Origin of the sequence: Frondihabitans peucedani (assembly GCF_039537585.1) — a bacterium.
Classification (GTDB): Bacteria; Actinomycetota; Actinomycetes; order Actinomycetales; family Microbacteriaceae; genus Frondihabitans; species Frondihabitans peucedani.
This window is the reverse complement of the sequence record NZ_BAABAU010000001.1, coordinates 493,116-517,199: the sequence shown is the minus strand read 5'-3', so window position 1 is coordinate 517,199 and position 24,084 is coordinate 493,116. Positions and strand designations below refer to the sequence as shown.

At 70.1% G+C, this 24,084-nt stretch carries 19 protein-coding genes; 13 read left to right on the top strand and 6 right to left on the bottom strand.

The genetic code is table 11. From position 1 onward, the window contains the following. Nucleotides 1–48 precede the first annotated feature (48 nt). Nucleotides 49–1,422 (bottom strand): dihydrolipoyl dehydrogenase, encoded by a 1,374-nt coding sequence (gene lpdA, locus ABD733_RS02450; RefSeq protein ID WP_344793449.1) that lies wholly within the window; start codon nucleotides 1,420–1,422, stop codon nucleotides 49–51. Nucleotides 1,423–1,620: 198 nt separating this feature from the next. Further along, nucleotides 1,621–3,111 carry a leucyl aminopeptidase gene (locus ABD733_RS02445; RefSeq protein ID WP_344793448.1) on the bottom strand — a complete coding sequence of 497 codons (1,491 nt, stop codon included), beginning with the start codon at nucleotides 3,109–3,111 and terminating at the stop codon, nucleotides 1,621–1,623. Nucleotides 3,112–3,203: 92 nt separating this feature from the next. Here ABD733_RS02445 and ABD733_RS02440 point away from each other — a divergent pair, with 92 nt between their 5' ends. The 4 genes from ABD733_RS02440 (at nucleotide 3,204) to ABD733_RS02425 (ending at nucleotide 7,783) form a co-directional block, all read left to right on the top strand. After that, a complete protein-coding gene (locus ABD733_RS02440; RefSeq protein ID WP_344793447.1) occupies nucleotides 3,204–4,133 on the top strand; it encodes a proteasome assembly chaperone family protein in 930 nt (309 codons plus the stop codon). A 319-nt stretch (nucleotides 4,134–4,452) separates the two neighbouring features. Next, complete coding sequence (locus ABD733_RS02435; protein WP_344793446.1) at nucleotides 4,453–5,769, top strand: RNA polymerase sigma factor; 1,317 nt, start codon at nucleotides 4,453–4,455, stop codon at nucleotides 5,767–5,769. A 5-nt stretch (nucleotides 5,770–5,774) separates the two neighbouring features. Beyond that, nucleotides 5,775–7,034 carry a MurT ligase domain-containing protein gene (locus ABD733_RS02430; protein WP_344793445.1) on the top strand — a complete coding sequence of 420 codons (1,260 nt, stop codon included), beginning with the start codon at nucleotides 5,775–5,777 and terminating at the stop codon, nucleotides 7,032–7,034. Then, nucleotides 7,031–7,783, top strand: a complete 753-nt coding sequence (locus ABD733_RS02425) for a type 1 glutamine amidotransferase (protein WP_344793444.1) — start codon at nucleotides 7,031–7,033, stop codon at nucleotides 7,781–7,783. The genes ABD733_RS02430 and ABD733_RS02425 overlap by 4 nt, the downstream gene beginning before the upstream one ends. Nucleotides 7,784–7,876: 93 nt before the next feature. On the opposite strand, the gene ABD733_RS02420 is transcribed toward ABD733_RS02425, so the two are convergent. After that, nucleotides 7,877–8,104: a DUF7455 domain-containing protein gene (locus tag ABD733_RS02420; protein ID WP_066280174.1), complete on the bottom strand. Its 228-nt coding sequence runs from the start codon at nucleotides 8,102–8,104 to the stop codon at nucleotides 7,877–7,879. 245 nt (nucleotides 8,105–8,349) lie between these two features. On the opposite strand from ABD733_RS02420, the gene ABD733_RS02415 reads away from it, so the two are divergent. Further along, nucleotides 8,350–10,515 carry a DNA gyrase/topoisomerase IV subunit B gene (locus ABD733_RS02415; protein ID WP_344793443.1) on the top strand — a complete coding sequence of 722 codons (2,166 nt, stop codon included), beginning with the start codon at nucleotides 8,350–8,352 and terminating at the stop codon, nucleotides 10,513–10,515. 21 nt (nucleotides 10,516–10,536) lie between these two features. Here ABD733_RS02415 and ABD733_RS02410 read toward each other — a convergent pair whose 3' ends face one another. Beyond that, a complete protein-coding gene (locus ABD733_RS02410) occupies nucleotides 10,537–12,993 on the bottom strand; it encodes a DNA gyrase/topoisomerase IV subunit A (RefSeq protein ID WP_344793442.1) in 2,457 nt (818 codons plus the stop codon). Nucleotides 12,994–13,129: 136 nt separating this feature from the next. Between ABD733_RS02410 and ABD733_RS02405 the strand changes: the two genes are divergently transcribed. Beyond that, nucleotides 13,130–14,263, top strand: coding sequence for an alkaline phosphatase family protein (locus ABD733_RS02405; protein ID WP_344793441.1), 1,134 nt, complete (start codon nucleotides 13,130–13,132; stop codon nucleotides 14,261–14,263). A gap of 50 nt (nucleotides 14,264–14,313) precedes the next feature. On the opposite strand, the gene sepH is transcribed toward ABD733_RS02405, so the two are convergent. Further along, nucleotides 14,314–15,537, bottom strand: a complete 1,224-nt coding sequence (sepH, locus tag ABD733_RS02400) for a septation protein SepH (protein WP_344793440.1) — start codon at nucleotides 15,535–15,537, stop codon at nucleotides 14,314–14,316. Between the two features lie 218 nt (nucleotides 15,538–15,755). Between sepH and ABD733_RS02395 the strand changes: the two genes are divergently transcribed. Next, nucleotides 15,756–16,049, top strand: a complete 294-nt coding sequence (locus tag ABD733_RS02395) for a DUF4193 domain-containing protein (protein ID WP_344795963.1) — start codon at nucleotides 15,756–15,758, stop codon at nucleotides 16,047–16,049. Here ABD733_RS02395 and ABD733_RS02390 read toward each other — a convergent pair. Further along, nucleotides 16,024–16,479 carry a DUF3093 domain-containing protein gene (locus ABD733_RS02390; RefSeq protein WP_344793439.1) on the bottom strand — a complete coding sequence of 152 codons (456 nt, stop codon included), beginning with the start codon at nucleotides 16,477–16,479 and terminating at the stop codon, nucleotides 16,024–16,026. The two genes, ABD733_RS02395 and ABD733_RS02390, sit on opposite strands and share 26 nt — an antisense overlap. Nucleotides 16,480–16,517: 38 nt before the next feature. On the opposite strand from ABD733_RS02390, the gene dut reads away from it, so the two are divergent. The 6 genes from dut (at nucleotide 16,518) to dxs (ending at nucleotide 24,060) form a co-directional block, all read left to right on the top strand. Beyond that, complete coding sequence (gene dut / locus ABD733_RS02385; protein WP_344793438.1) at nucleotides 16,518–17,009, top strand: dUTP diphosphatase; 492 nt, start codon at nucleotides 16,518–16,520, stop codon at nucleotides 17,007–17,009. A 101-nt stretch (nucleotides 17,010–17,110) separates the two neighbouring features. Continuing rightward, on the top strand, nucleotides 17,111–17,743 hold the full coding sequence (locus ABD733_RS02380; RefSeq protein ID WP_344795961.1) for a DUF3710 domain-containing protein: 633 nt from the start codon (nucleotides 17,111–17,113) through the stop codon (nucleotides 17,741–17,743). A 7-nt stretch (nucleotides 17,744–17,750) separates the two neighbouring features. Then, nucleotides 17,751–18,521, top strand: a complete 771-nt coding sequence (locus tag ABD733_RS02375; protein WP_344793437.1) for a DUF3159 domain-containing protein — start codon at nucleotides 17,751–17,753, stop codon at nucleotides 18,519–18,521. Between the two features lie 91 nt (nucleotides 18,522–18,612). After that, a complete protein-coding gene (locus tag ABD733_RS02370; RefSeq protein WP_344793436.1) occupies nucleotides 18,613–19,068 on the top strand; it encodes an MSMEG_6728 family protein in 456 nt (151 codons plus the stop codon). 119 nt (nucleotides 19,069–19,187) lie between these two features. Continuing rightward, nucleotides 19,188–22,007, top strand: a complete 2,820-nt coding sequence (acnA, locus tag ABD733_RS02365) for an aconitate hydratase AcnA (RefSeq protein WP_344793435.1) — start codon at nucleotides 19,188–19,190, stop codon at nucleotides 22,005–22,007. A gap of 118 nt (nucleotides 22,008–22,125) precedes the next feature. Beyond that, nucleotides 22,126–24,060 (top strand): 1-deoxy-D-xylulose-5-phosphate synthase, encoded by a 1,935-nt coding sequence (dxs, locus tag ABD733_RS02360; protein WP_344793434.1) that lies wholly within the window; start codon nucleotides 22,126–22,128, stop codon nucleotides 24,058–24,060. The last annotated feature ends 24 nt before the right edge of the window (nucleotides 24,061–24,084 follow it).

Here is a 24,084-nt window from a genome sequence, read left to right as displayed (position 1 = left end):
AGTTCTGATCTAGGGACTTTGCTACAGCGACTCGGTGCGGCAGGACGACTACATGGCGTGGAGCGGTTTGCCCGCCAGAGCGAGCATCGCCTCGCCGAGGGCCTCGTTCTGCGTGGGGTGCGCGTGGATGAGCGATGCGACGTCTTCGGGGTAGGCCTCCCAGTTGACGGTGAGCTGCGCCTCGCCGACGAGCTCGCCGACGCGGGCGCCGATCATGTGGATGCCGACGACCGGGCCGTCGACGACGCGCACGACCTTGACGGAGCCTGCGGTGCCGAGAATCGATGACTTGCCATTGCCGGCGAGGTTGTAGTCGTACGCCGAGATCTTCTCGGCGCCGTACTTCTCGATGGCCTTGGCGGAGGTGAGCCCGACGGAGGCGACCTCGGGGTCGGAGTAGGTCACCTTGGGGATGTTCGCGTCTTCGATCACGATCGGCGAGAGGCCCGCGATCTCTTCGGCGACGAAGATGCCCTGCTGGAACGAGCGGTGCGCCAGCTGCAGCCCCGGGACGATGTCGCCGACGGCGTAGACGCCCTGGACACTGGTGGCGAGGCGCTCGTTCGTGATGACGAAGCCGCGGTCCATGGTGACGCCGACCTCCTCGTAGCCGAGGTCTGCAGTGACCGGGCCGCGGCCCACGGCCACGAGCAGGATGTCGCCCTCGAACGTCTTGCCGTCTTCGAGGGTGACGACGACGCCGTGGTCGCTCTGCTCGACGCCCTGGAAGCGGGTGCCGAGGTTGAAGTTGATGCCGCGCTTGCGGAAGGCCCGCTCGAACGACTTGGAGATCGACTCCTCCTCGTTGGGGACGAGGTGGGGGAGCGCCTCGATGATCGTGACGTCGACGCCGAACGACTTCCAGACACTGGCGAACTCGACGCCGATGACGCCGCCGCCCAGGATGATGGCGCGCTCGGGGATGTAGTCGAGCTCGAGAGCGTGCTCGCTCGTGATGACGCGTCCGCCGATGGCCAGGCCCGGGAGGCTCCGCGAGTAGGAGCCGGTCGCCAGGATGATGTTCTTGCCGGTGATCGTGTCGTCGCCGACCTGGACCGTCGACGGGGAGGTCAGGCGGCCGGAGCCGGTGATCGTGGTGATCTTGCGCGCCTTGAGGAGGCTCTGCAGGCCCTTGTACTTGTGCTCGACGATGTCGCGGCGGTAGGTGGTCACGCTCGCGATCTCGACGCCGTGGAAGTCGGTGCTGACGCCGTACTTCGACGACTCGCGCGAGACGTCCGCGACCTCGGCCGCGTGGAGGAGCGCCTTGGTGGGGATGCAGCCGCGGTGGAGGCAGGTGCCGCCGACCTTGTCTTTCTCGATCACGGCGACCGAGAAGCCCAGCTCGCTGGCGCGGATCGCTGCGGCGTATCCGCCGCTCCCGCCGCCGAGCACCACCACGTCAAAATTCTGTTCCGACACCCAGCAACTCCTTCGTGCGTTCGGACGCGGCTGCAGAACCTCTCACGCCGCCCGGTTCGTCTGGGTCGCAGTCGAGTCGGAGCGGAACGCGAATGGGCCTGGCAGCCCTTCTCCGGCGGATTTTCCCGCCTCCACTACCCTAGTACGCCGCCCTGGCCGACTCTGTCAGGTCGGTCAGGGCGGCCCGGGGCTCCAGCGTCAGAACGAGGCGGCGAGGTCGATCAGGGTGCGGACCGTGATGCCGGTCGGCCCCTTGGTCGTGAAGCCGTAGCCTCCGGCCTTGTTCTCGCTCGGGCCGGCGATGTCGAGGTGGGCCCAGGGGATGAGCTCCTCGGTGCCCGCCTTCTTGCCCACGAACTCCTTCAGGAAGACGCCCGCGAGCAGCATCCCGGCGGCCGTGTTGCCCGGGGTCGCGTTCACGAGGTCGGCGACGTCCGACTTGAGGCGGGCCCGCAGCTCGGGAGCGAGAGGCACCCGCCAGAACGGCTCGGCGGCGTGATCGGCGGCCTCGACGACCCGCGGAGCGAAGTCGTCGGTGCCCATGACCCCGACGTAGCGCGTGCCGAGGGCGACGACCTGCGCACCGGTGAGCGTGGCGACGTCGACGATCGCGTCGGGCTGCTCCTCGCTCGCGGCCGACAGCCCGTCGGCGAGGACGAGGCGGCCCTCGGCGTCGGTGTTGGTCACCTCGACGGTCGTGCCGTTCTTGATGGTCAGGACGTCGTCGGGTCGGATCGGGTCGGCGCCGAGCATGTTCTCGGAGACGCAGAGCCACGCGGTCACCTTGACCGGCAGCGCGAGGTCGGCGGCGGCGAGGGCGACGGCCAGGACGGTGGCGGCACCGGTCATGTCGTACTTCATGCCGACCATGCTCCCCGCGGGCTTCAGCGACAGCCCGCCGGTGTCGTAGGTGATGCCCTTGCCGACCAGCGCCAGGTGCTTCTCGGCTCCGGCGGGCGCGTACTGCACCTTGACCAGGCGCGGAGGCCGCGCCGAGCCCTGCCCGACGCCGATGATCCCGCCGTAGCCGCCCGCGGCGAGCTCGTCGCCCGCGAGGACCGTGACGGTGACGTCGCGCGAGGCGGAGAGTCGGACTGCCTCGTCGGCGAGGACCTCGGGCGACAGGTCGATCGGGGGAGTCGCGACCAGGTCGCGCACCGTGTGCACGGCGGTCGCGGTGGCGGCCGCGCGCTCGACGACGGCCGGCAGGATGCTCGTCCCCGTCACGAGGACGACCTCCTCGACCGGCTTCCGCGCGTCGTCCGCCGTGGCCCGGCGGTACGTGTCGAACGAGTAGGCGCCGATGGCCGCGCCCTCGAGGACGGCGAGGGCCTCGTCGCCGTCGGTCACGGGGAGGGTGAGCGCGATGCGCTGTGCTCCCGCGAGCTGACGGGCCGCGGATCCTGCGGCGTAGCGGAGGGTCTCGACGCTCGGCTCGCCGCCCAGGCCGATGAGCGCCACGGAGGTGGCGCCTCCGGCGGAGTCGGCGGCGCCGCCGAGAACCGAGAGGGGGAGCCTCGTGAGCTCGTCGCGGCCGCCGCTCACGCCGATGTCGGTGAGGGTCGCCTCGAGGTCGGGCGCCTCCCAGAGGAGCGAGGGCTTCGCGTCGCCCTCGGCGGGGACGACCCCGACGACGAGGACGGCGGATTCGGGCAGGTCGGCGGACACGGAGAGCGCGGGGACAGTCATGCTCTCGATCGTATCCAGGCACGGGCGACTTGTTCGCTGTCAGCATCTCGCACCGGGGCGTGCCGTCGTCCGGCCGTGCCTAGCATTGAGGCATGGCCGACCCACGTGACCTCTACGAACTCTCTCCCGGCGCGGAGGGCGTCCCCACCGGCCTCCCGCTGGTCGCCGGTCTCACCGGCTTCGCCGATGCCGGCACCGCCGTGGGCCAGCTGTCGCAGTACATGCTCGAGACCCTCGAGGGCGAGATCGTCGCGACCTTCGACGCCGACATCCTGCTCGACTACCGGGCCAGGCGGCCCATCATCACGTTCGATCAAGACCACATCTCCGACTACCGGGCGCAGACCCTCACCCTGAGCCTGATGCGCGACGAGATCGGCCAGCCGTTCCTCCTCCTGTCGGGCTTCGAGCCCGACTTCCGCTGGAACCAGTTCTCGAGTGCGATCCTCGACCTCGTCGAGCGCTACGAGGTCGCCACCACGACGTGGGTGCACGCGATCCCGATGCCGGTGCCGCACACGCGGCCCCTCGGGGTGACGGTGTCGGGCAACCGCGTCGACCTCATCGAGAGCCTCTCGGTCTGGAAGCCCACCACGCAGGCGCCGGCGAACGGCCTGCACCTGGTCGAGTACCGCCTCGCCGAGACGGGTCACCCGACGGCCGGGTTCGTCCTTCTGGTGCCGCACTACCTCGCCGACACCGAGTACCCCGACGCCGCCGTCACGGCCCTGTCGAGCATCAGTGCCGCGACCGGCCTCATCTTCCCGACCGACCGCCTCCGCGAGGAGGGGCGCGAGTTCCTGACCAAGGTCGACGAGCAGGTCCAGGGCAACCAGGAGCTGTCGCGTCTCGTGCAGACGCTCGAGGAGCGCCACGACACCTACATGGAGGGCAACCCGCTGCCGTCGCCGCTCATCGGCCTCGACGGGCAGGTGCCGAGCGCCGACTCCATCGCCGCCGAGCTCGAGAAGTTCCTCGCGAGCCGCCCGGGCGACGACGAGGGCTCTGCCGGCCTCGGCTGACGCTCTCCGTCAGCCTCCTGGTCGACCTCGACGAGGGAATACCAGCGGCTCCCAGGACGGTTGAAGACGGTGCAGACATGCACGGCCAGCGGCCTCACCGACCAGGATCACCGCCCTCCTTTACCAGGATCGCTCAGTTCTGTAAACGGTTCGGCCCGAGCCGTGCAATACTTGACTACGGACCCGTTCCTGTCCTCTGGTGAAACGCCGAGGGCTTGACATGGGTCCTAGCTATGCCCAGAACGCGGATCAGGGTCTGATCAGTGGCCGTGTTGGGGACATGCTCACGACGTACCCAGCCCGAGTGAAAGGTGCACCAATGGCTACTCGCACCAAGACCGCCGTCATCGACGAGACGGCGATCGACGAGACGACTCCGGTCGACGAGACCGCTGCCCCCGCAGCGGCCACCCCCAAGAAGGCCCCCGCGAAGAGGGCTCCGGCCAAGAAGGCTCCCGCCAAGACCGCCGCGAAGGCGACGACCTCCAAGGCGGGCACCAAGAAGGCCAAGGACGACGACGACGAAGACGACGAAGAGGTCGAGGTCGACTCCACCGACGTCGTCGTGGTCGCCGAGACCGACGAGGCCGCCACCGAGGGCGACGACGCCGAGGGCGACACCGAGACCCCCGCGAAGGCCGCCGAGGAGGCGCTGCCCACCGGCGCGCTCGTGATCTCGCAGGACGACGAGGACGAGATCCCCGTCTACTCCACGACCATCACCGGCGCGACCGCCGACCCGGTCAAGGACTACCTCAAGCAGATCGGCAAGGTCGCGCTCCTGAACGCGGCCGAAGAGGTCGAGCTCGCCATGCGCATCGAGGCCGGCCTGTTCGCCGACGACAAGCTGGCCAACTCGACCGGTCTCTCGAAGGAGCTCGAGCGCGAGCTGCGCTGGGTCTCCCGCGACGGCCAGCGTGCCAAGAGCCACCTGCTCGGTGCGAACCTCCGCCTCGTGGTCAGCCTCGCCAAGCGCTACACCGGTCGCGGCATGCAGTTCCTCGACCTCATCCAGGAGGGCAACCTCGGCCTGATCCGCGCGGTCGAGAAGTTCGACTACACCAAGGGCTTCAAGTTCTCGACCTACGCCACCTGGTGGATCCGTCAGGCCATCACCCGTGCCATGGCCGACCAGGCCCGCACCATCCGCATCCCGGTGCACATGGTCGAGGTCATCAACAAGCTCGCGCGCGTGCAGCGCCAGATGCTGCAGGACCTCGGTCGGGAGCCCACGCCCGAGGAGCTGTCGCGCGAACTCGACATGACGCCCGAGAAGGTCGTCGAGGTGCAGAAGTACGGCCGCGAGCCGATCTCCCTCCACACCCCGCTCGGCGAGGACGGCGACAGCGAGTTCGGCGACCTCATCGAGGACACCGAGGCGGTCGTCCCGGCCGACGCGGTCGGCTTCACGATGCTGCAGAAGCAGCTCGAGTCGCTCCTCGACTCGCTCTCCGAGCGCGAGGCGGGGGTCATCCGCATGCGCTTCGGACTCGGCGACGGCATGCCGAAGACCCTCGACCAGATCGGCGACACCTTCGGCGTCACGCGCGAGCGGATCCGCCAGATCGAGTCGAAGACCATGGCCAAGCTCCGCCACCCGTCCCGGTCGCAGTCGCTCCGCGACTACCTCGAGTAAGCCGTATGCGCTTCGTCTTCCCGATCCTCCTCGGGCGCCTCGCACGTGTTCTCGCCCGGGCCCGAGGGGGCGGGTCGGCGTACCCGGGCTACCTCGTGCTCAAGCTGCTCCCGTCCTTCCTCACCGACGTGACGAAGCAGTTCGACCGCGGGGTGCTCTTCGTCCTGGGCTCCAACGGCAAGTCCACGACGACGCACATGCTGTCCGACGTGATGCGCTCGCACGGTCTTCGCGTCTTCACCAACCCGACGGGTGCGAACCTCCCGCAGGGGATCGCCTCGGCGCTCCTGTCCGAGGTCAGCGTCTTCGGCCGGCTCAAGGCCGACGTCGGTGTCATCGAGGTCGACGAGGCGTTCGCCGTCGAGCTCAGCGGCCTGCTCCACCCGTCGACCGTCCTCATGCTGAACGTGCAGGTCGACCAGCTGTACCGCTTCTACGAGACGTCCCGCGTCGCCGACATGATGACCGACACGGCGGCGACGTCGTCGGCCCACGTCGTCACGAACCGCGACGACGAGTACCTCGGCCCGTTCACCAGCGCCACGCTCGACGTCACCCGCTTCGGCGCCTCCGGCGATCTCGTCGCGGCCGCCCCGCACGGCCTGCAGAACGCCAACGACTTCGCGGCCGCCGGCGACCGGGCTGCCCTCGAGGCCGAGGCCGAGGTGGTCGCCCTCACCCCGCGCGGCGCCACCGTCCGCGTGGGCGGCGAGGACCTCGACGTCAGGCTCCCCGCTCGCGGGCTCCACTACGCCGTCGACGCTGCAGCCGCGATCCAGGCGGCGCGGGTGGCTCTCGGCTCCGAGTTCCGGTCCGACCGCGCCGTGGCGGCCTTCGCCGCCATGAAGCCCGCCTACGGGCGCGGCGAGCGGCTCAGGATCGGCAGCGACGAGGCCGAGTTCGTCATGTTCAAGAACGCCGCCAGCCTCCAGCTCAACCTCGACGCCTTCGAGTCGGCTCCGGAGCAGGTCCTCCTGGCGATCGACGAGGGCACCCCCGACATCTCCTGGATCTACGACGTCGACTTCGCCTCGCTCGACCACGTCGATGTCGTCTCGGGAGCGAAGGCCTGGCAGATCGCCCTGCGGCTCGAGCACGCCGGGATCCCCATCGGCACCGTCGAGCCCGACATCAAGAGGGCGATCGAGCTGATGAAGGCCCTGCCGGCGCCGTCGAACAAGACGAAGAACTTCATCGTCAACTACGAGCAGATGATGATCGCCCGCAACATGCTCGGCTACCCCGACCTGGAGAAGCAAGCGTGAGCTCCGACTCCCTGACCATCGTCCAGCTCTACCCGGAGCAGCTCGGCGTCTCCGGAGACGGCGGCAACGTCGTCACCCTGGCCGAGCGCGCGCGTCGAGCGGGGCTCGACGTGACGGTCTCGGCCCACCGCCCCGGCGACGCCGTGCCCACCACCGCCGACATCGTCGTCATCGGCAGCGGACCCCTGTCGACTCTGCGGGCGCTCCACGACGACATCCTGCGTCTGGGTGCCCCGCTCTCCGACTGGGCAGACGAGGGCGTGCCCGTCATCGCCATCGGAGGCGGCATGGAGATCCTGTCGCGCGGCATCGTCGGCGGGGAGGGCGGAGACCTCGAGGGGCTCGGCTTCTTCGACGCGACCGCCCGTCGCGGTGCGAAGCGCCGTGCCAACTACTTCCAGGTCGAGACCGGCTACCAGGGCGGCGCGCTCACCCTGTACGGGTTCGAAGACCACGCCTCGAGCCTCGAGCTCGGCGCAGGATCGACTCCGCTCGGCACGGTCACGCACGGTGGCGGCAACGGAGACGGCCGCGAGGGCGTCGTCCGCGGTGCCTCGTTCGGCACGCAGTTGAAGGGCCCGGTGCTGCCGCTCAACCCGGAGCTGACCGATCGCCTGCTGCGTGCGGCGGTGGCTCGCACCGGGGGCAGCTACTCGACGAACGAGTCGCACGCGAAGCTCGACCACTTCGCGGCGAAGTCGCGCGAGGTCGTCCACGCCAATCTGGAGCGCGCCTTCAAGGCCATGTGACCGGCGACACGCCCCTCGACAGCAGAAGGCCCGCCTCCCGGATGGGGAGGCGGGCCTTCTTGTGAGTCTGTCGGGCGCCCTGATCGAGGTCGATCAGTGGGCGCTGAGCTTGGCCGTCTCGTCGAGCCACTCGATGGCGTTCGGCTGCAGCTTCTCTTTGAACTTGGCGCCGTGGTGGGCGCAGAACAGGAGTTCGCCGCTGGCCATGGTGGCCCGGATATAGGCCTGGGCCCCGCAGCTGTCGCAACGGTCTGCTGCGGAGAGCTGGTAACGGGAGCCGAGCTCGTCGACGGCGTTGTGGTCGGTGGCCATCTGAGTCATTGGATGCTCCTCCAGAAGGTGGTGCGCGGGTTCGTGACACTCATCAAAACACGTGGACGTTTCGTCCGTGCGACAATTCGCTGGATTTCGCTCATCGCGTACGTGTTTTCACGGCCCCAGTTCAGGGCGTCCCTCTGCGGGGGTGTCGGGTGCGGATCGGCGGTCGCGCGCCCGTATTCTTGAACGGTCGTCTGCCCCCGCGTATTCCGCCGGTGTGTCGGCGGCAGCACGTCAGAAGGAGCCCTGTGCCCGCATCCAGCAGTCCGTCGTCGTCCGCCTCCACGAGCCCGAAGAGCGACACCGCCTCGTCGTACTCCGCCCGGCACCTCTCGGTGCTCGAAGGCCTCGAGGCCGTCCGCAAGCGTCCGGGCATGTACATCGGGTCGACCGACTCGCGCGGGCTGATGCACTGCCTGTGGGAGATCATCGACAACGCCGTCGACGAGGCCCTGGGCGGATTCGGGACGTCTATCGAGGTCGTCCTGCACGCCGACGACAGCGTCGAGGTGTGCGACACGGCCCGCGGCATCCCCGTCGACATCGAGCCGAAGACGGGCCTCACCGGCGTCGAGGTCGTGTTCACGAAGCTGCACGCGGGCGGCAAGTTCGGCGGCGGCTCGTACGCGGCCTCCGGCGGCCTGCACGGCGTCGGCGCCTCGGTCGTCAACGCGCTGTCCGAGCGGCTCGACGTCGAGGTCGACCGCGGCGGCAAGACCTACGCCATGTCGTTCCACCGCGGAGAGCCCGGCCGGTTCGCCGACAGGCCAGGCGGATCAGGATCGAAGAAGCCCGACTCCCCGTTCTCGCCGTTCGAGAACGGCAGCGAGCTCACCGTGATCGGCAAGACGCCGAAGGCCGTCACCGGCACGCGCGTCCGCTACTGGGCCGACCGTCAGATCTTCACCAAGGGCGCGACGTTCCAGACCGACGACCTCGTCAGCCGCGCGCAGCAGACGGCGTTCCTGGTGCCGGGCCTCACGATCTCGATCCGCGACGAGCGCCCCGCTGCTCTCGCCGAGACCGAGGACGGCCTGCCGATCGAGCGGGTGTTCTCCTACGAGGGCGGCATCAGCGAGTTCGTCGACTTCCTCGCCCCCGACAAGTCGATCACCGACACCTGGCGGCTGCAGGGCTCCGGGAAGTACACCGAGACGGTGCCCGTCCTCGACGACAAGGGGCACATGGTCTCCACCGAGGTCGCCCGCGAGTGCGAGGTCGACATCGCCCTCCGCTGGGGGGAGGGCTACGAGACCGTGTCGCGGAGCTTCGTCAACATCATCGCCACGCCGAAGGGCGGGTCCCACCAGGCGGGCTTCGACCAGGGGCTGCTGAAGTTCCTCAAGCAGCAGCTCGACGCCAACGCGCGCCGGCTCAAGATCGGCAACGACAAGCTCGAGCGCGACGACATCACGGCGGGCCTCACCCTGGTGCTGACCGTCCGCCTGCCCGAGCCGCAGTTCGAGGGCCAGACGAAGGAGGTCCTCGGCACCCCGGCGGTCCGCGCGATCGTCGCGAACGTCGTGGCCAAGACGCTCGCCGAGCGGTTCTCGTCGAGCAAGCGCGACGACAAGGCTCAGGCCGAGGCGATCCTGCAGAAGGTCGTGTCCGAGATGAAGGCCCGGATCGCGGCGCGCGCCCACAAAGAGACGCAGCGTCGGAAGAATGCGCTCGAGTCGTCGTCGCTCCCGGCCAAGCTCGTCGACTGCCGCTCGAACGACGTCGGCACGACCGAGCTGTTCATCGTCGAGGGCGACTCCGCCCTGGGCACCGCACGGGCGGCCCGCAACAGCGAGTACCAGGCGCTGCTGCCCATCCGCGGGAAGATCCTCAACGTCCAGAAGGCCTCGGTCAGCGACATGCTGTCGAACCTCGAGTGCGCGTCGATCATCCAGGTGATCGGTGCAGGATCGGGGCGCTCGTTCGACCTCGACGCCGCCCGGTACGGCAAGGTGATCATCATGAGCGACGCCGACGTCGACGGCGCACACATCCGCACCCTGCTCCTGACCCTCTTCTTCCGCTACATGCGCCCGATGATCGAGGCGGGCCGCGTCTTCGCCGCCGTGCCTCCGCTGCACCGGGTCGTCGTCGTCAACCCGGGATCGAAGCCGAACGAGACGATCTACACGTACTCCGAGCAGGAGCTCCAGGGCGTCCTGGCCGGGCTCCGGCGGACTAACAAGAAGTACCAGGACCCGATCCAGCGCTACAAGGGGCTCGGCGAGATGGACGCCGAGCAGCTCGCGACGACGACGATGGACCGCAAGGGCCGGCTTCTCCGGCGGGTGAAGCTCGAGGACGCCGAGAACGCGGGCCGCGTCTTCGAGCTGCTGATGGGCAACGACGTCGCCCCGCGCAAGGAGTTCATCATCGACGGGGCAGGCCTCGACCGCGAGCGGATCGACACCTAGGCCGTACCACCGAGTGCACCGCTACGAGACGGCGCCACCGATCGAGCCGACGACCGTGTCGAGCGGCGTCCCGGAGGCGTCGCGTCGCGCGAGGGTCTCCGGCAGCTTCCGGACGCCGCCGTCCGCTGCGACGGCGAGCGGCGGCGCGACCCCGACCCAGGCGATCGACAGGGAGTCCTCGCCCTTGAGGAGCGCGTGAGCCCGGACACCGCCGGTCGCGCGGCCCTTCGCCGGGTAGTCGGCGAAGGCACTGACCTTGGCCCGCCCGGGGTCGGCACCGGCGATGGTGGCCGTCGAGGTCGAGATCGTGGCGACCACTGCCTCCGATCCTGCGGGCACGGCTCCGAAGAAGAGGACGCTCGCACCAGAGCCGAGCGAGATGCCCGCCACTCCGCCGCCGGCCGGCCCCTGCGGCCGCACGAGGCTCGCCGGGTAGCGGAGGAGCTGCGTCGTGCTCGTCACGAAGACGAGCTCGTCGGAGTCTCCGCCCTGGCCCACCCCGACGACCGCGTCACCGGGCTTCAGCGTGACGACCGGGAAGTCGGGCTTCGACGGCCACGCTCCCGGGGTGACGCGCTTCACGACGCCCTGGGCCGTGCCGAGAGCGATCGGCTCGTCGGACGTCAGCGACACCAGGCCGAGCACCCTCTCGCGCTTGTCGGTGAGCCCGAGATAGTCGGCGATCGGGACGCCGGCGCCGAGCTGCACCGACGACGGGGGAGCAGCGGGCACATCGACCGGGCTGAAGCGGATCAAGCGGCCGGTGCTCGTGACGGCACCGATCTCGGCGCGCGTGGTCGTGGTGATCGACGACCGGATCGCATCGTGCTTGGTGCGTCGCGTCGGCGGCACCGGTCCGTCGGCAGCCGCCTCGACCAGATCGACGCGCAGGATCCGCCCCGTCGTCGACAGGTACACCCTGGTCGCGACATCGGCCACCTCGAGCACCGGAGCGGCCTTCCGAGACGTGGACGCGACCGACGGCGCCGCCTCGGTGAGGAGCGTGCGGCGGGGGGTCCCGAAGGTGTCGGCGACGTCTGCCAGCTCCGAGGACACGAGGGCGCGGAGGAGCCGGGGATCGCCGAGGAGCTCGCGGAGCTCGGCGATCTGCGCGTTCAGCTCGTCGCGCTCGGTCTCGAGCTCGATGCGCGAGAACCGGGTCAGCCGCCGGAGCCGCAGCTCGAGGATGTACTCGGCCTGGAGGTCGGAGAGGTCGAAGACCTCGCGCAGCCGCGTCTTGGCGGAGTCGGAGTCGTCGCTCGTCCGGATGACCTGGATGACCTCGTCGATGTCGAGGATCGCGATGAGGAGGCCCTCGACGAGGTGGAGGCGGTCCTCCTTCTTCTGCAGCCGGTAGCGGCTGCGGCGGGTGACCACGGCGAGGCGGTGGGCGACGAAGACCTCGAGGAGCTCCTTGAGCCCCAGGGTGCGCGGCTGCCCTTCGACGAGGGCGACGTTGTTGATGCTGAAGCCGTCTTCGAGCGGCGTGTGGCGGTAGAGCTGCTCGAGCACCGCCTCCGGGCTGAAGCCGGTCTTGATCTCGACGATGAGGCGCATGCCGTGGTGGCGGTCGCTGTAGTCGTTGATGTCGGAGATGCCAGTCAGCTTCTTGGCGTTGACGCCGTCTTTGACCTTCTCGATGACCTTCTCGGGCCCGACGAGGTAGGGCAGCTCGGTGAAGACGAGGCCCTTCTTGCGGGCGGTGAGGTTCTCGATCGAGACCTTGGCCCGCACCTTGAAGCTGCCGCGGCCGGTCGCGTAGGCGTCGCGCACCCCGGAGAGCCCCGCGATCGTCCCGCCGGTAGGGAGGTCGGGCCCGGGGACGAAGGCCATCAGGTCGTCGAGCGACGCGTCGGGGTCGTCGATCAGGTGCCTCGCGGCCCCGACGACCTCGATGAGGTTGTGCGGCGCCATGTTCGTCGCCATGCCGACGGCGATGCCGGAGCCCCCGTTGACGAGCAGGTTCGGGAACGCCGACGGCAGCACCTCCGGCTGCATCAGCTGGTTGTCGTAGTTCGGCACGAAGTCGACGACGTCTTCGCCGAGGCCGTCGGTCATCGCGAGGGCGGCCGCGGCGAGGCGCACCTCGGTGTATCGCGCGGCGGCGGGCGGGTCGTCGAGCGACCCGAAGTTGCCGTGGCCGTCGATCGTCGGCAGCCGCATCGTGAAGTCCTGAGCAAGACGGACGAGCGCGTCGTAGATCGCCACGTCGCCGTGCGGGTGCAGCTTGCCCATCACCTCGCCCGTGACGCGTGCGCTCTTCACGTGGCCGCGGTCGGGTCGGAGGCCCATCTCCGACATCTGGTACAGGATCCGGCGCTGCACGGGCTTGAGTCCGTCGCGGGCGTCGGGGAGCGCTCTCGAGTAGATGACCGAGTAGGCGTACTCCAGGAACGAGCCCTGCATCTCGGCGGAGACGTCGATCTCCTCGATGCGTTCGCCGTCGAGGGGCCCGGATGCGCTGTCGGTCGTCGTCATGTCGGTGTGTGAACCAGCTCTTCAGGTGGAGGTGCCGCCGCGGCGGGACCGGCCGCGGGCGGTGGGTGGGGGAGGAGGACTCTCAGGCCGGGAGCAGACGGACGCCGCACCGCGGTGCTGTGCCAGACTGAGGCCGATGACGACCATGGTACCGGCGAGGGACACCGAGGCCCGGAGCCTTGCCGACGTCCTGCCGAGTTGCGGAGCCGCGCTCCGCGGGGAGTCGAACCCGCTGGGTCTCCCGCTCGCGACCGGCATCGTCGTGGTCGTGGTCGACGGCCTGGGCAGCGCCGCCCTCAAGCAGCGCGCAGCGTATGCCCGCACGCTCACCGCCGCCGCCGAGACGCTCTGGTCGGGATTCCCGACGACGACGGCCTCCGCCCTGACGACGATCACGACCGGCGTGCTCCCCGGCGTCCACGGCCTGGTCGGCTACAGCGTCCTCGATCCGGAGCACGACAGGGTCGTCCGCCAGCTCTCCGGCTGGGACGCCGGCCTTCTCGACCCGCTGACCTGGCAGCGCGTCCCGACCGTCTTCGAGCGGCTCCGCGACTCGGGCGTCTCGGTGCACTCCGTCGGGCCGGGCCGCTACGCCGCCTCGGGACTGACGAAGGCGATCCTCCGCGGTGCTGCGTATCGAGCCGCCGAGAGCGTCGGCGACCGGTTCGAGGCCGCCGCGAGCATCCTGCAGGCTCCCGGTCCGTCTCTCACCTACCTCTACGTGCCCGAGCTCGACATGGCGGGCCACCGCCACGGCTGGGAGTCCGACGAGTGGTCGCGCGCGCTCGAGGAGGTCGACTCGCAGCTCGGCCGCCTCGTGTCTGGCCTCGGCACCGGCCAGGGTGTGCTCGTGACCGCCGACCACGGCGTGGTCGACGTGCCGGCGCACAAGCACGTGATCTTCGGCGACAAGCCCGGGCTGCTCGACGGAGTGCGGCACGTCGGCGGCGAGCCGCGCTGCCTGCAGCTCTACGTCGAGCCCGATCTGACGCAGGATGCCCGTGACCGGCTGGTCGAGGCCTGGCGCGCAGCCGAGGGCCACCGGTCGTGGATCGCCACCCGCCGCGAGGCGATCGACGCGGGCTGGTTCGGCCCCGTCGATCCGGCGGTGGAGCCGCGGATCGGCGACCTGCTCGTCGCCGCCCGCAAGGGAATCGCCTACTACCGCGAGGCCGACGAGCGCGGGCGCTCGATGATCGGCCAGCACGGCTCGTGGTCGCCCGACGAGACGCAGGTGCCGCTGGCCCGGTTCGGGGTCTTCGCCCGCTGACCGCAGGCGAGCGGCGGTTCGGCTGAGCGGCAGCTCAGGCGGGCAGGCGGTCAGGCCGGGTCGTCGTCGCTGCGGGCGCCGAAGACGATCTCGTCCCAGCTGGGCATGGAGGCCCGGCCCTTGCGGCGCGAGCCGGACGTCGACTTCTGGCGCTCGGGACGGCGCTGCTCCTGCTGCCCGGCGGTGTCGTCCTGCGTCTCGGTACGACGCGACGCGGTCGGGTGGGTCGCGAGCGGCTTGGTCGCGCGCGGCGACTCGGGCCTCTCGGACCACTCCGGCCTGCCGGACCGTTCCGCGTCGGCGGGTTCGGACGTCTCGGGGCCGTCGAAGTCGTCGAGCGGCACGTCGATCACGCGCAGCGACCCGGTGGAGGGGTGCGCGGCTCGGGCCTGAGCGTCGCTCTCGCCGTCGCCGTCGAAGCGCGCTGACTCCCGCTCGCCTCGGCGGCGGCGGAGCGCCTCCAGGAGGTCGGCGGTCTGGTTGTGCGAGGGCTCGGCCTCGGGGGCGCGGTTCATCGCCGCGACCGACGCCGCCGAGCGGCCCTCCCGGGCGCGGGCGCCGATGGCGACCGACTCGGGGGTGTCGTCACCGGGCACGGTGGTCTCGGGCGCGACCGGCGCCGGCTCGAAGGCGCCGCTGTCGAAGCGGCCCGACTCGTCGGGGAGGCTGTCGCCGCCGACGGCACGGAGGCGGGGGACGAGCGAGGTGTGCTTGCCGTCCTGCCGCGAGAGGGTCTGGGCGTCGCCGCTCTCGGGCGAGAGCGCCTGCCTCTTCGGGTCGAAGCGCCAGGACGCCTCCCGCTCGATCTCCTGCGTCGTGTAGGCGACGTGGACGATCCAGCCGAGCGCAGGATCCTTGTAGCTCGTCCACTGGCGGTCCGTCGCCTCGGCCTCGTCGAGCCGGGTGTCGATGACGTCGCCGAAGCGAGCGCTGCCGCCCGGTGCCTCGGCCATCCCGACGACGCTCACCGAGACGGACCGCGCCGTCTCGAGCACGAAGGCGCGCTCGTCGAGGACCGGTCCCTCGAAGCGGCGGACGTAGTCGAGGTCGGCGCCGGTGTCGGCGACGATCTGCTCGGCCGTCCGGCCGCCGCGGATGCTCGCCTGGATCTCGCGAGGCGAGACCTTCGGAGGGGCCGCCGGGGTGTGCTCGGGGTTCGCCTGCCGCAGCTGCGACTGCAGCGAGTGGGTGACGGGAAGACGGAACTCACTCCCCGCATCGGTGGAGACGAGCAGGGCGCCGCTCTCGACACCGATCACTCTGAGCTCTTGCATGGTCACGCCTTCCGCCGTCGCGATTCGCAGTCAGGATGCCACGGAAGGCCAGTCATTCCGGGGAATACCCCGGGCGTGCCGGAAGTTCCCCCGGTGCGGCTCCGGAGGGCTCCAGGGGCCGCGCGCCCCGGTTTGCTATCGACAATCCCGTGATGCAGACTGTGCGCGCCGATCTGGAGACAGGTCGGCAGGAGCAGCACCGACAGAACTGGACGGGCATGGCCACCGACTACGACGCACCTCGAAAGAACGACGACGATTCCGAGTCGATCGAGGCGCTGAAAGAGCGGGTCCCCGACGCGATGTCCGGCGTCGTGGACGCCGACGACGCCGACAATCCCGGCAGCTTCGAGCTCGCCGGCCAGGACCTCTCCGACCTCGATCTCGACGTCGTGGTCCTGCCCCCGCAGGTCGACGAGTTCACCTGCGTGGAGTGCTTCCTGGTGAAGCACCGCTCGCAGCTCGACCACGAGTCGAAGCTCGGGCCTATCTGCCTGGAGTGCGCGGCCTGATCCCGTCGATCGCCTTCGACATCCTCTGCGGGTGCCTCGTCGACACGAGCCAGTAGGGAGCGGGGTCGGTCGCGTCGGTGAGCTCGATCCTGAGCACCGGCCCCACCCAGCCCCGGAAGAGCGTCCACGCCCGCGCGTCCAGACGCGGACCCCTCTCGGCCGTCGCCTCCTCCTTCGAGAAGGCGGCGGTCGCTCCTATCTCTTCGGGGTACAGCACCGCGCGGCCCGCGTGGAAGCCCCGCTCGTCGACGGCCATGACCGGGCTGCCGAACCAGAGCGCGAGGCCGAAAGCGACGAAGAGACCGATGCCGACGAACCAGCCGACCGGCACGTTGATCGGCAGGAAGACCAGCACGCTCGCCGGGACGACCATCAGCAGCGCGAGGAAGACGAGTGGCGGCGGGACGAGACGTTCGCGGTACGTGGTCATGGGTCTATTCGACCAGACTTCTGCACTACCCTCGACACGTGACTCAGACCCTCGACGTCCTCCTCGCGCCCGTCGCGGGGCAGGAGGCGGTTCCCGCTCCCGGCTACGCGCACCCCGGCGACGCCGGCGCCGATCTCCTCGCGGCCGAGAGCCTCACCCTCGCCGCCGGAGCGCGCGCCCTCGTCCCGACCGGGGTGTCGATCGCGCTGCCCGACGGTTACGCGGCGTTCGTCGTCCCGAGGTCCGGTCTGGCCGCGAAGCACGGCATCACGGTCCTGAACGCGCCCGGGACAGTCGACGCGGGCTACCGTGGCGAGATCAAGGTCACGCTCCTCAACACCGACAGCGCCGACGACTACGCGATCGAGAAGGGCGACAGGATCGCGCAGCTCGTGATCGTGCCCGTAGTCCGGGCGCGGTTCGTCGAGGTCGACACCCTGCCCGAGAGCCTCCGCGGCGAGGGCGGGTTCGGTTCGACGGGGTACTCCCGTCTCGAGAGCGGCGAAGCAACGACGGAAGGCAGCAAGTGAGCAGGAAGAGTCGGCGGCAGGCCGCAGAAGAACTGGCCGCGGCAGAGGCTGCGGACACCGAGATCGAGACGGCGGACGACGCGACCGAGGCCGAGCTCGAGATCATCGAAGACCCGTCCGCCGAGATCGTCTTCGACGACAAGTCGGCTCCGGCCGACCGCGCCGAGGAGGGCCCGCTCGACGAGTCAGAGGCCAACCCCGTGCGCCCCTACGTCGACCTCGGGGGCGTGAAGATCGTCCCGCGCGAGGGTCTGCACCTCCGCCTCGAGGTCGAGGAGGGCTCCAAGCGGGTCGTGGCCGTGGGGCTCGACTTCGCGAAGTCGACGCTGCAGGTTCAGCCCTTCGCCGCGCCGCGCTCCACCGGGCTCTGGCACGAGATCCGCGAGCAGATCGCCGACCAGATCCGCAAGCAGGGCGGCACCACGAGTGAGGTCGATGGTCCGTTCGGGCCCGAGATCCGCGCCGAGATCCCGATCGCCGCAGGCTCCGAGAACGCCGTCGCCGGCCAGACCACCCGCATGGCGCGCTTCGTCGGCGTCGACGGGCCGCGCTGGTTCCTCCGCGGCGTCATCGCGGGCGACGCCACCATCGACCCCGAGGCCGCCGAGAAGATCGAGGAGCTCTTCCGGAGCGTCGTCGTCGTCCGCGGCACCGAGCCGATGCCGCCGCGCGACCTGATCCCGCTGCACATGCCGAAGACCGGGCCCACCGAGCCCGGAGCGACGGCCGTCTGACCGACGGATGAGCACCTCGTCGACCGGGCCCGAGTCCGATCCTGCGTCCGGAGCCCGCGACGGCTCGGCCGAGCAGCCGGCTGTCTCGCTCGGCGACCAGCTGCGGGCTGTCGCTCAGCGCGCCGGCATCGGGCAGGTCGCGCCGGGCGAGGTGCCGACCGGCAATGCCCTCCTCGCGGCCATCGGGGGAGTGCGGGGTCTCGCCGAGTCGATCCTGCCGGGCCTCGCGTTCCTGGTCATCTACACGTTCTCGCACGCGCTGCTGCCGTCGGTGCTGATCCCGGTCGCGATCGGCGTCGTGTTCGTCGTCGTGCGGGCGGTGCAGCGGGGGCCGATCCCGCAGGCCGTGGCCGGCCTCCTCGGCATCGCGCTGTCGGCCGTCCTGGCACTCCTGTCCGGGCGCGCGGTCGACAACTTCATCCCGGGCATCGTCATCAACGCCGTCTCGATCACCGTCCTGCTGGTGAGCCTCGCGGCCCGCTGGCCTCTGATCGGCGTCGTCGTCGGTCTCCTGACCGGCGAGGGCGGAGCCTGGCGCGACGACCGGGCCAAGCGGCGCGTCCTGACCCTCGCGACCTGGCTCTGGGTGCTCCTGTTCGCGATCCGCCTCGCCGTCGAGGTGCCGCTGTTCCTGGCCGGCGATGCGGCGCTCCTCGGCGGTCTCAAGCTGATCCTGGGCGTGCCGTTCTACGCGGCGATGCTCTGGGTGACCTGGCTGCTCGTCCGCACCGTGTACGCCGCCCGCCACGCCGAAGACGCGGCCGACACCGCTTCCTGACCGCGGCAGTCGCTCTCGACCCGCCGACGAAGCGGTCGGCAGCCGCCTCCGCGGTCGGAACGGCCGCGCCGGGCAGGCGTTGGATAGGTGCGTGCAGACCTTCCTCCCGTACAGCGACTTCCGCGAGTCGGCTCGGTCGCTCGACTCGAAGCGGCTCGGCAAGCAGCGGGTCGAGACGCTCCAGGTGATGAAGGCGCTGACCGTGCCCGGCTACGGCTGGCAGCACCACCCGGTGACCGCCATGTGGCGGGGCCACCGCCCGTCGCTCATGGCCTACCAGGACGCCGTCTGCGACGAGTGGACCGCGCGGGGCTTCGCCGACACCTGCCGGGAGAAGACCCTCGAGGTGCTGGCGCAGGATCCGGCCGACCTCGCCGCCTACCGGAACGGCTCGTCCGCCCCGCCCGACTGGCTCGGCCGCCCCGAGGTCCACGAGTCGCACCGGTCGAAACTCCTCCAGAAGGACCCGGAGTTCTACCGCGACGTCTTTGCCGGCACGCCGGACGATCTCGCCTACGTGTGGCCGAAGGTGCTAGGTTTATCTTGACATCAAGATAAATGACTTCGGCCCGCCCGCGACACCACCGCGGACTTAGGCTGGCCTTGCTGGTGCGGCGCCGCGCTTCGCCAGAATGATGGGCGTAGTCAGCGCAAGGGAGACGGCACGTGTCAGACGTAAACAGTTTCGGCTCGAAGAGCACCCTCACCGTCGGTGAGAAGACGTACGAGGTCTACCGCATCGACGCGGTTCCGGGGTACGACAAGCTGCCCTTCAGCCTCAAGGTCCTGCTCGAGAACCTCCTCCGTACCGAAGACGGCGCGAACGTGACCGAGTCGCAGATCAAGGCCCTCGGCTCGTGGGTCCCCACGGCCGAGCCCGACACCGAGATCCAGTTCAGCCCCGCTCGCGTGGTCATGCAGGACTTCACCGGCGTGCCCTGCATCGTCGACCTCGCCACCATGCGCGAGGCGATGGCCGACCTGGGCGGCGACCCCACCAAGATCAACCCCCTCTCGCCCGCCGAGCTCGTCATCGACCACTCCGTCATCGCCGACCTCTTCGGCAGCGAGAACGCCCTCGAGCGCAACGTCGAGCTCGAGTACGAGCGCAACGGGGAGCGCTACCAGTTCCTCCGCTGGGGCCAGACCGCCTTCGAGGACTTCAAGGTCGTCCCGCCCGGGACGGGCATCGTGCACCAGGTCAACATCGAGTACCTGGCGCAGGTGACCTACACCCGCACGGTCGACGGTGCCCTCCGCGCCTACCCCGACACCCTCGTCGGCACCGACTCGCACACGACCATGGTCAACGGTCTCGGCGTCCTCGGCTGGGGCGTCGGCGGCATCGAGGCCGAGGCGGCCATGCTCGGTCAGCCCGTGTCGATGCTGATCCCGAAGGTCGTCGGCTTCAAGCTCTCGGGCGCCATCCCCACCGGCGTGACCGCGACCGACGTCGTGCTCACGATCACGCAGATGCTGCGCCAGCACGGCGTCGTCGGCAAGTTCGTCGAGTTCTACGGCGAGGGCGTCGCCGAGGTCCCGCTGGCCAACCGCGCCACCATCGGCAACATGAGCCCGGAGTTCGGCTCGACCGCCGCCATCTTCCCGATCGACGAGGTCACGCTCGACTACCTGCGCCTCACCGGCCGCAGCGACGAGCAGGTCGCCCTCGTCGAGGCGTACGCCAAGGCGCAGACGCTCTGGCACGACCCGTCGACCGAGCCCGTCTTCAGCGAGTACCTCGAGCTCGACCTCGCGACCGTCGTCCCCTCGATCGCCGGCCCGAAGCGCCCGCAAGACCGCATCGAGCTGTCCTCCGCCAAGAGCCAGTTCGAGATCGACCTCGGCAACTACGCCGACGGCGAGGAGCACTCCGGCGTCGACGAGGCCGTCGAGGCCACGTTCCCGGCGTCCGACCCGGTGGGCCTGACCCCGCAGGACGAGGACACCGCTCACCAGCACTCCCACTCCCACGCCTCGGCCGCGCCCTCGCACGCCTCGAAGCCGACGTCGGTCACCCTCGACGACGGCTCGGCGTTCACGCTCGACCACGGCGCGGTCGCCATCGCCGCGATCACGAGCTGCACCAACACGTCGAACCCCTCGGTGATGCTCGCCGCCGGTCTGCTGGCACGGAACGCGAGCGAGAAGGGCCTGAAGGCGAAGCCGTGGGTCAAGACCACGCTCGCTCCGGGCTCGAAGGTCGTCACCGACTACTACGAGAAGGCCGGCCTCACCAGCTACCTCGAAGACCTCGGCTTCTACACCGTCGGCTATGGCTGCACCACCTGCATCGGCAACTCCGGGCCGCTGCTCGACGAGATCTCCACCGCCGTGCAGGACAACGACCTCGCCGTCACGGCCGTCCTCTCGGGCAACCGCAACTTCGAGGGCCGCATCAACCCCGACGTCAAGATGAACTACCTGGCCTCGCCGCCGCTGGTCATCGCCTACGCCCTGGCCGGGTCGATGAACTTCGACTTCGAGAAGGACGCCCTCGGCACCGGGTCCGACGGCACCGACGTCTACCTGCGCGACATCTGGCCCGACGCCTCCGAGGTCCAGAAGACCATCGACGAGTCGATCGACACCGGCATGTTCACGCACGAGTACGCCGGCGTCTTCGACGGCGACGAGCGCTGGCGCTCGCTCCCGACCCCCGAGGGCTCGACCTTCGAGTGGAGCGAGGAGTCGACCTACGTCCGGAAGCCCCCGTACTTCGACGGCATGACGATCGAGACGACCCCGGTCACCGACATCCAGGGCGCCCGCGTCCTGGCCAAGCTCGGCGACTCGGTCACGACCGACCACATCAGCCCGGCCTCGACCATCAAGGTCGACAGCCCGGCCGGCCGCTACCTGGCCGAGCACGGCGTCGAGCGGAAGGACTTCAACAGCTACGGCTCGCGCCGCGGCAACCACGAGGTCATGATCCGCGGCACCTTCGCCAACATCCGCCTCCGCAACCAGCTCCTCGACGGCGTCGAGGGCGGCTACACCCGCGACTTCACGAAGCCCGACGCCCCGCAGTCGTTCATCTACGACGCCAGCGCCAACTACCAGGCCGAGGGCACGCCCCTCGTCGTCCTGGCGGGCAAGGAGTACGGCTCCGGATCGTCGCGCGACTGGGCCGCCAAGGGCACCTCCCTCCTCGGCGTCAAGGCGGTCATCACCGAGAGCTTCGAGCGGATCCACCGCTCGAACCTCATCGGCATGGGCGTCGTCCCGCTGCAGTTCCCCGCCGGCGAGACCTGGGACTCCCTCGGCCTCGACGGCACCGAGAGCATCAGCATCTCGGGCCTGACCGCGCTCAACGAGGGCACGACGCCGAAGACGGTCCACGTCACCGCCGAGCCGACGGCTCACTCGCCCGAGGGCAAGCAGACCGTCGAGTTCGACGCGGTCGTCCGCATCGACACCCCGGGTGAGGCCGACTACTACCGCAACGGGGGCATCCTGCAGTACGTCCTCCGATCGCTCGTCTGATCCTCGCGAACGAACGCCCTGCATCTCCCGTCGCGGAATGCGGGGCGTTCGGTCGTCTCGCGGCGGTGCCCGCATAAACTGGCAGAGCAGCCTCGGAACGCTGCGGAAAGGGAGTCGCATGAGCCTCCTCGAGACCATCCACGGGCCACGAGACCTCGACGCCCTCAGTGACGAGCAGATGCTCATCCTGGCCGCCGAGATCCGCCGCTTCCTCGTCACCGAGGTGGCCAAGACCGGCGGGCACCTGGGCCCGAACCTCGGCGTCGTCGAACTCACCCTCGCCCTCCACCGCGTCTTCGACTCGCCGCACGACGCCCTCGTCTTCGACACCGGCCACCAGTCGTACGTCCACAAGCTCCTCACGGGCAGGCAGGACTTCGCGCGCCTCCGCCTGAAGGGCGGCCTCGCCGGCTATCCGCAGCGGTCCGAGTCCGAGCACGACATCGTCGAGTCGTCGCACGCCTCGTCGTCGCTCTCGTGGGCCGACGGCATCTCGCGCGCCTTCACCCTCACCGGTCACGGCGACCGCCACGTGGTGGCCGTCGTCGGCGACGGCGCCCTCACCGGCGGCATGACGTGGGAGGCGCTCAACAACATCAGCGACGACAACGACCGCCGGCTGATCATCGTCGTCAACGACAACGGCCGGTCGTATGCGCCGACCATCGGCGGCATGGCCCGCTTCCTGAACTCGGTGCGGACGGCGCAGGCCTACCGCGACATGCACCTCTCGTCGCGGGCCGCGTTCGACCACCTGGGTTCTCCCGCGCGCGCTCTCTACCGAGGCGTACGAGGCGGCCTCCACGGGTTCCTCAGCCGCTTCACCAACAACGAGGCGCTCTACTCGAACCTCGACATCAAGTACATCGGCCCGATCGACGGACACGACCAGTCCGCGATGGAGCAGGCGCTCCAGCAGGCCAAGAACTACGGTGCCCCCGTCATCGTCCACGCGATCACGCAGAAGGGCCGCGGCTTCGAGCCCGCGCTGAAAGACGTCGCCGACCAGTTCCACGCCGTCGGGCACATCGACCCCGAGACGGGCGAGGCCCTCGAGGCGTCGAGCGGTCCTGACTGGACCAGCGTCTTCGCCGACGAGATCGTGTCCATCGCCGACACCGACCGCCGCGTCGTCGGCATCACCGCCGCCATGCTCCGGCCCGTGGGGCTCCACCGCATGGCCGAGAAGTACCCCAAGCGCGTGCTCGACGTCGGCATCGCGGAGCAGCACGCGGTCGCGTCGGCAGCCGGTCTCGCCTTCGGCGGGCTGCACCCCGTCGTCGCGCTCTACGCGACCTTCATCAACCGGGCCTTCGACCAGGTGCTGATGGACGTGGCGCTCCACAAGGCCGGCGTGACCTTCGTCCTCGACCGGTCGGGCGTCACCGGGCCCGACGGGCCGAGCCATCACGGCATCTGGGACCTCTCGATCCTGCAGGTGGTCCCCGGCATCCGCATCGCCGCGCCGCGCGACGCCACCCGGCTCCGCGAGGAGCTCCGCGAGGCGGTCGCCGTCGACGACGCACCGACCGTGGTCCGGTTCCCGAAGGGCGGCGTGGGCACCGACATCGAGGCGGTCGAGCGCCTCGACGACGGGGTCGAGATCCTGCACCAGGGAGACCGCGACGACGTGCTCATCCTGGCGGTGGGGCCGATGGCGACCCTCGCGCTGCAGGTGGCCGAGCGCCTGGCCGACCAGGGCATCGGTGCGACCGTCATCGATCCGCGCTGGGTCGTCCCCGTGGCGAAGAGCGTCATCGGCCTGTCGGCCGCGCACCGGCTCGTGGTCACCCTCGAAGACGGCGTGCGGGTGGGCGGCATCGGCACCCGCGTCCGTCAAGACCTCCGCGCTGCCGAGGTCGACACGGCCGTGACCGAGCTCGGTCTGCCCGACGAGTTCATCGACCACGCCTCGCGCGCCGAGATCTTCGAGGCGGCCGGGCTCACGCCGCAGGTCATCGCGCGCGACGTCACCGCCATGGTGCTCGGCAGCAAGATCCCGTTCGCGCGGGCCGAGCAGCAGGAGCCCGCCACGCAGCACGCGGCCGAGTAGCCGCAACCGCCCGCACGAACACGA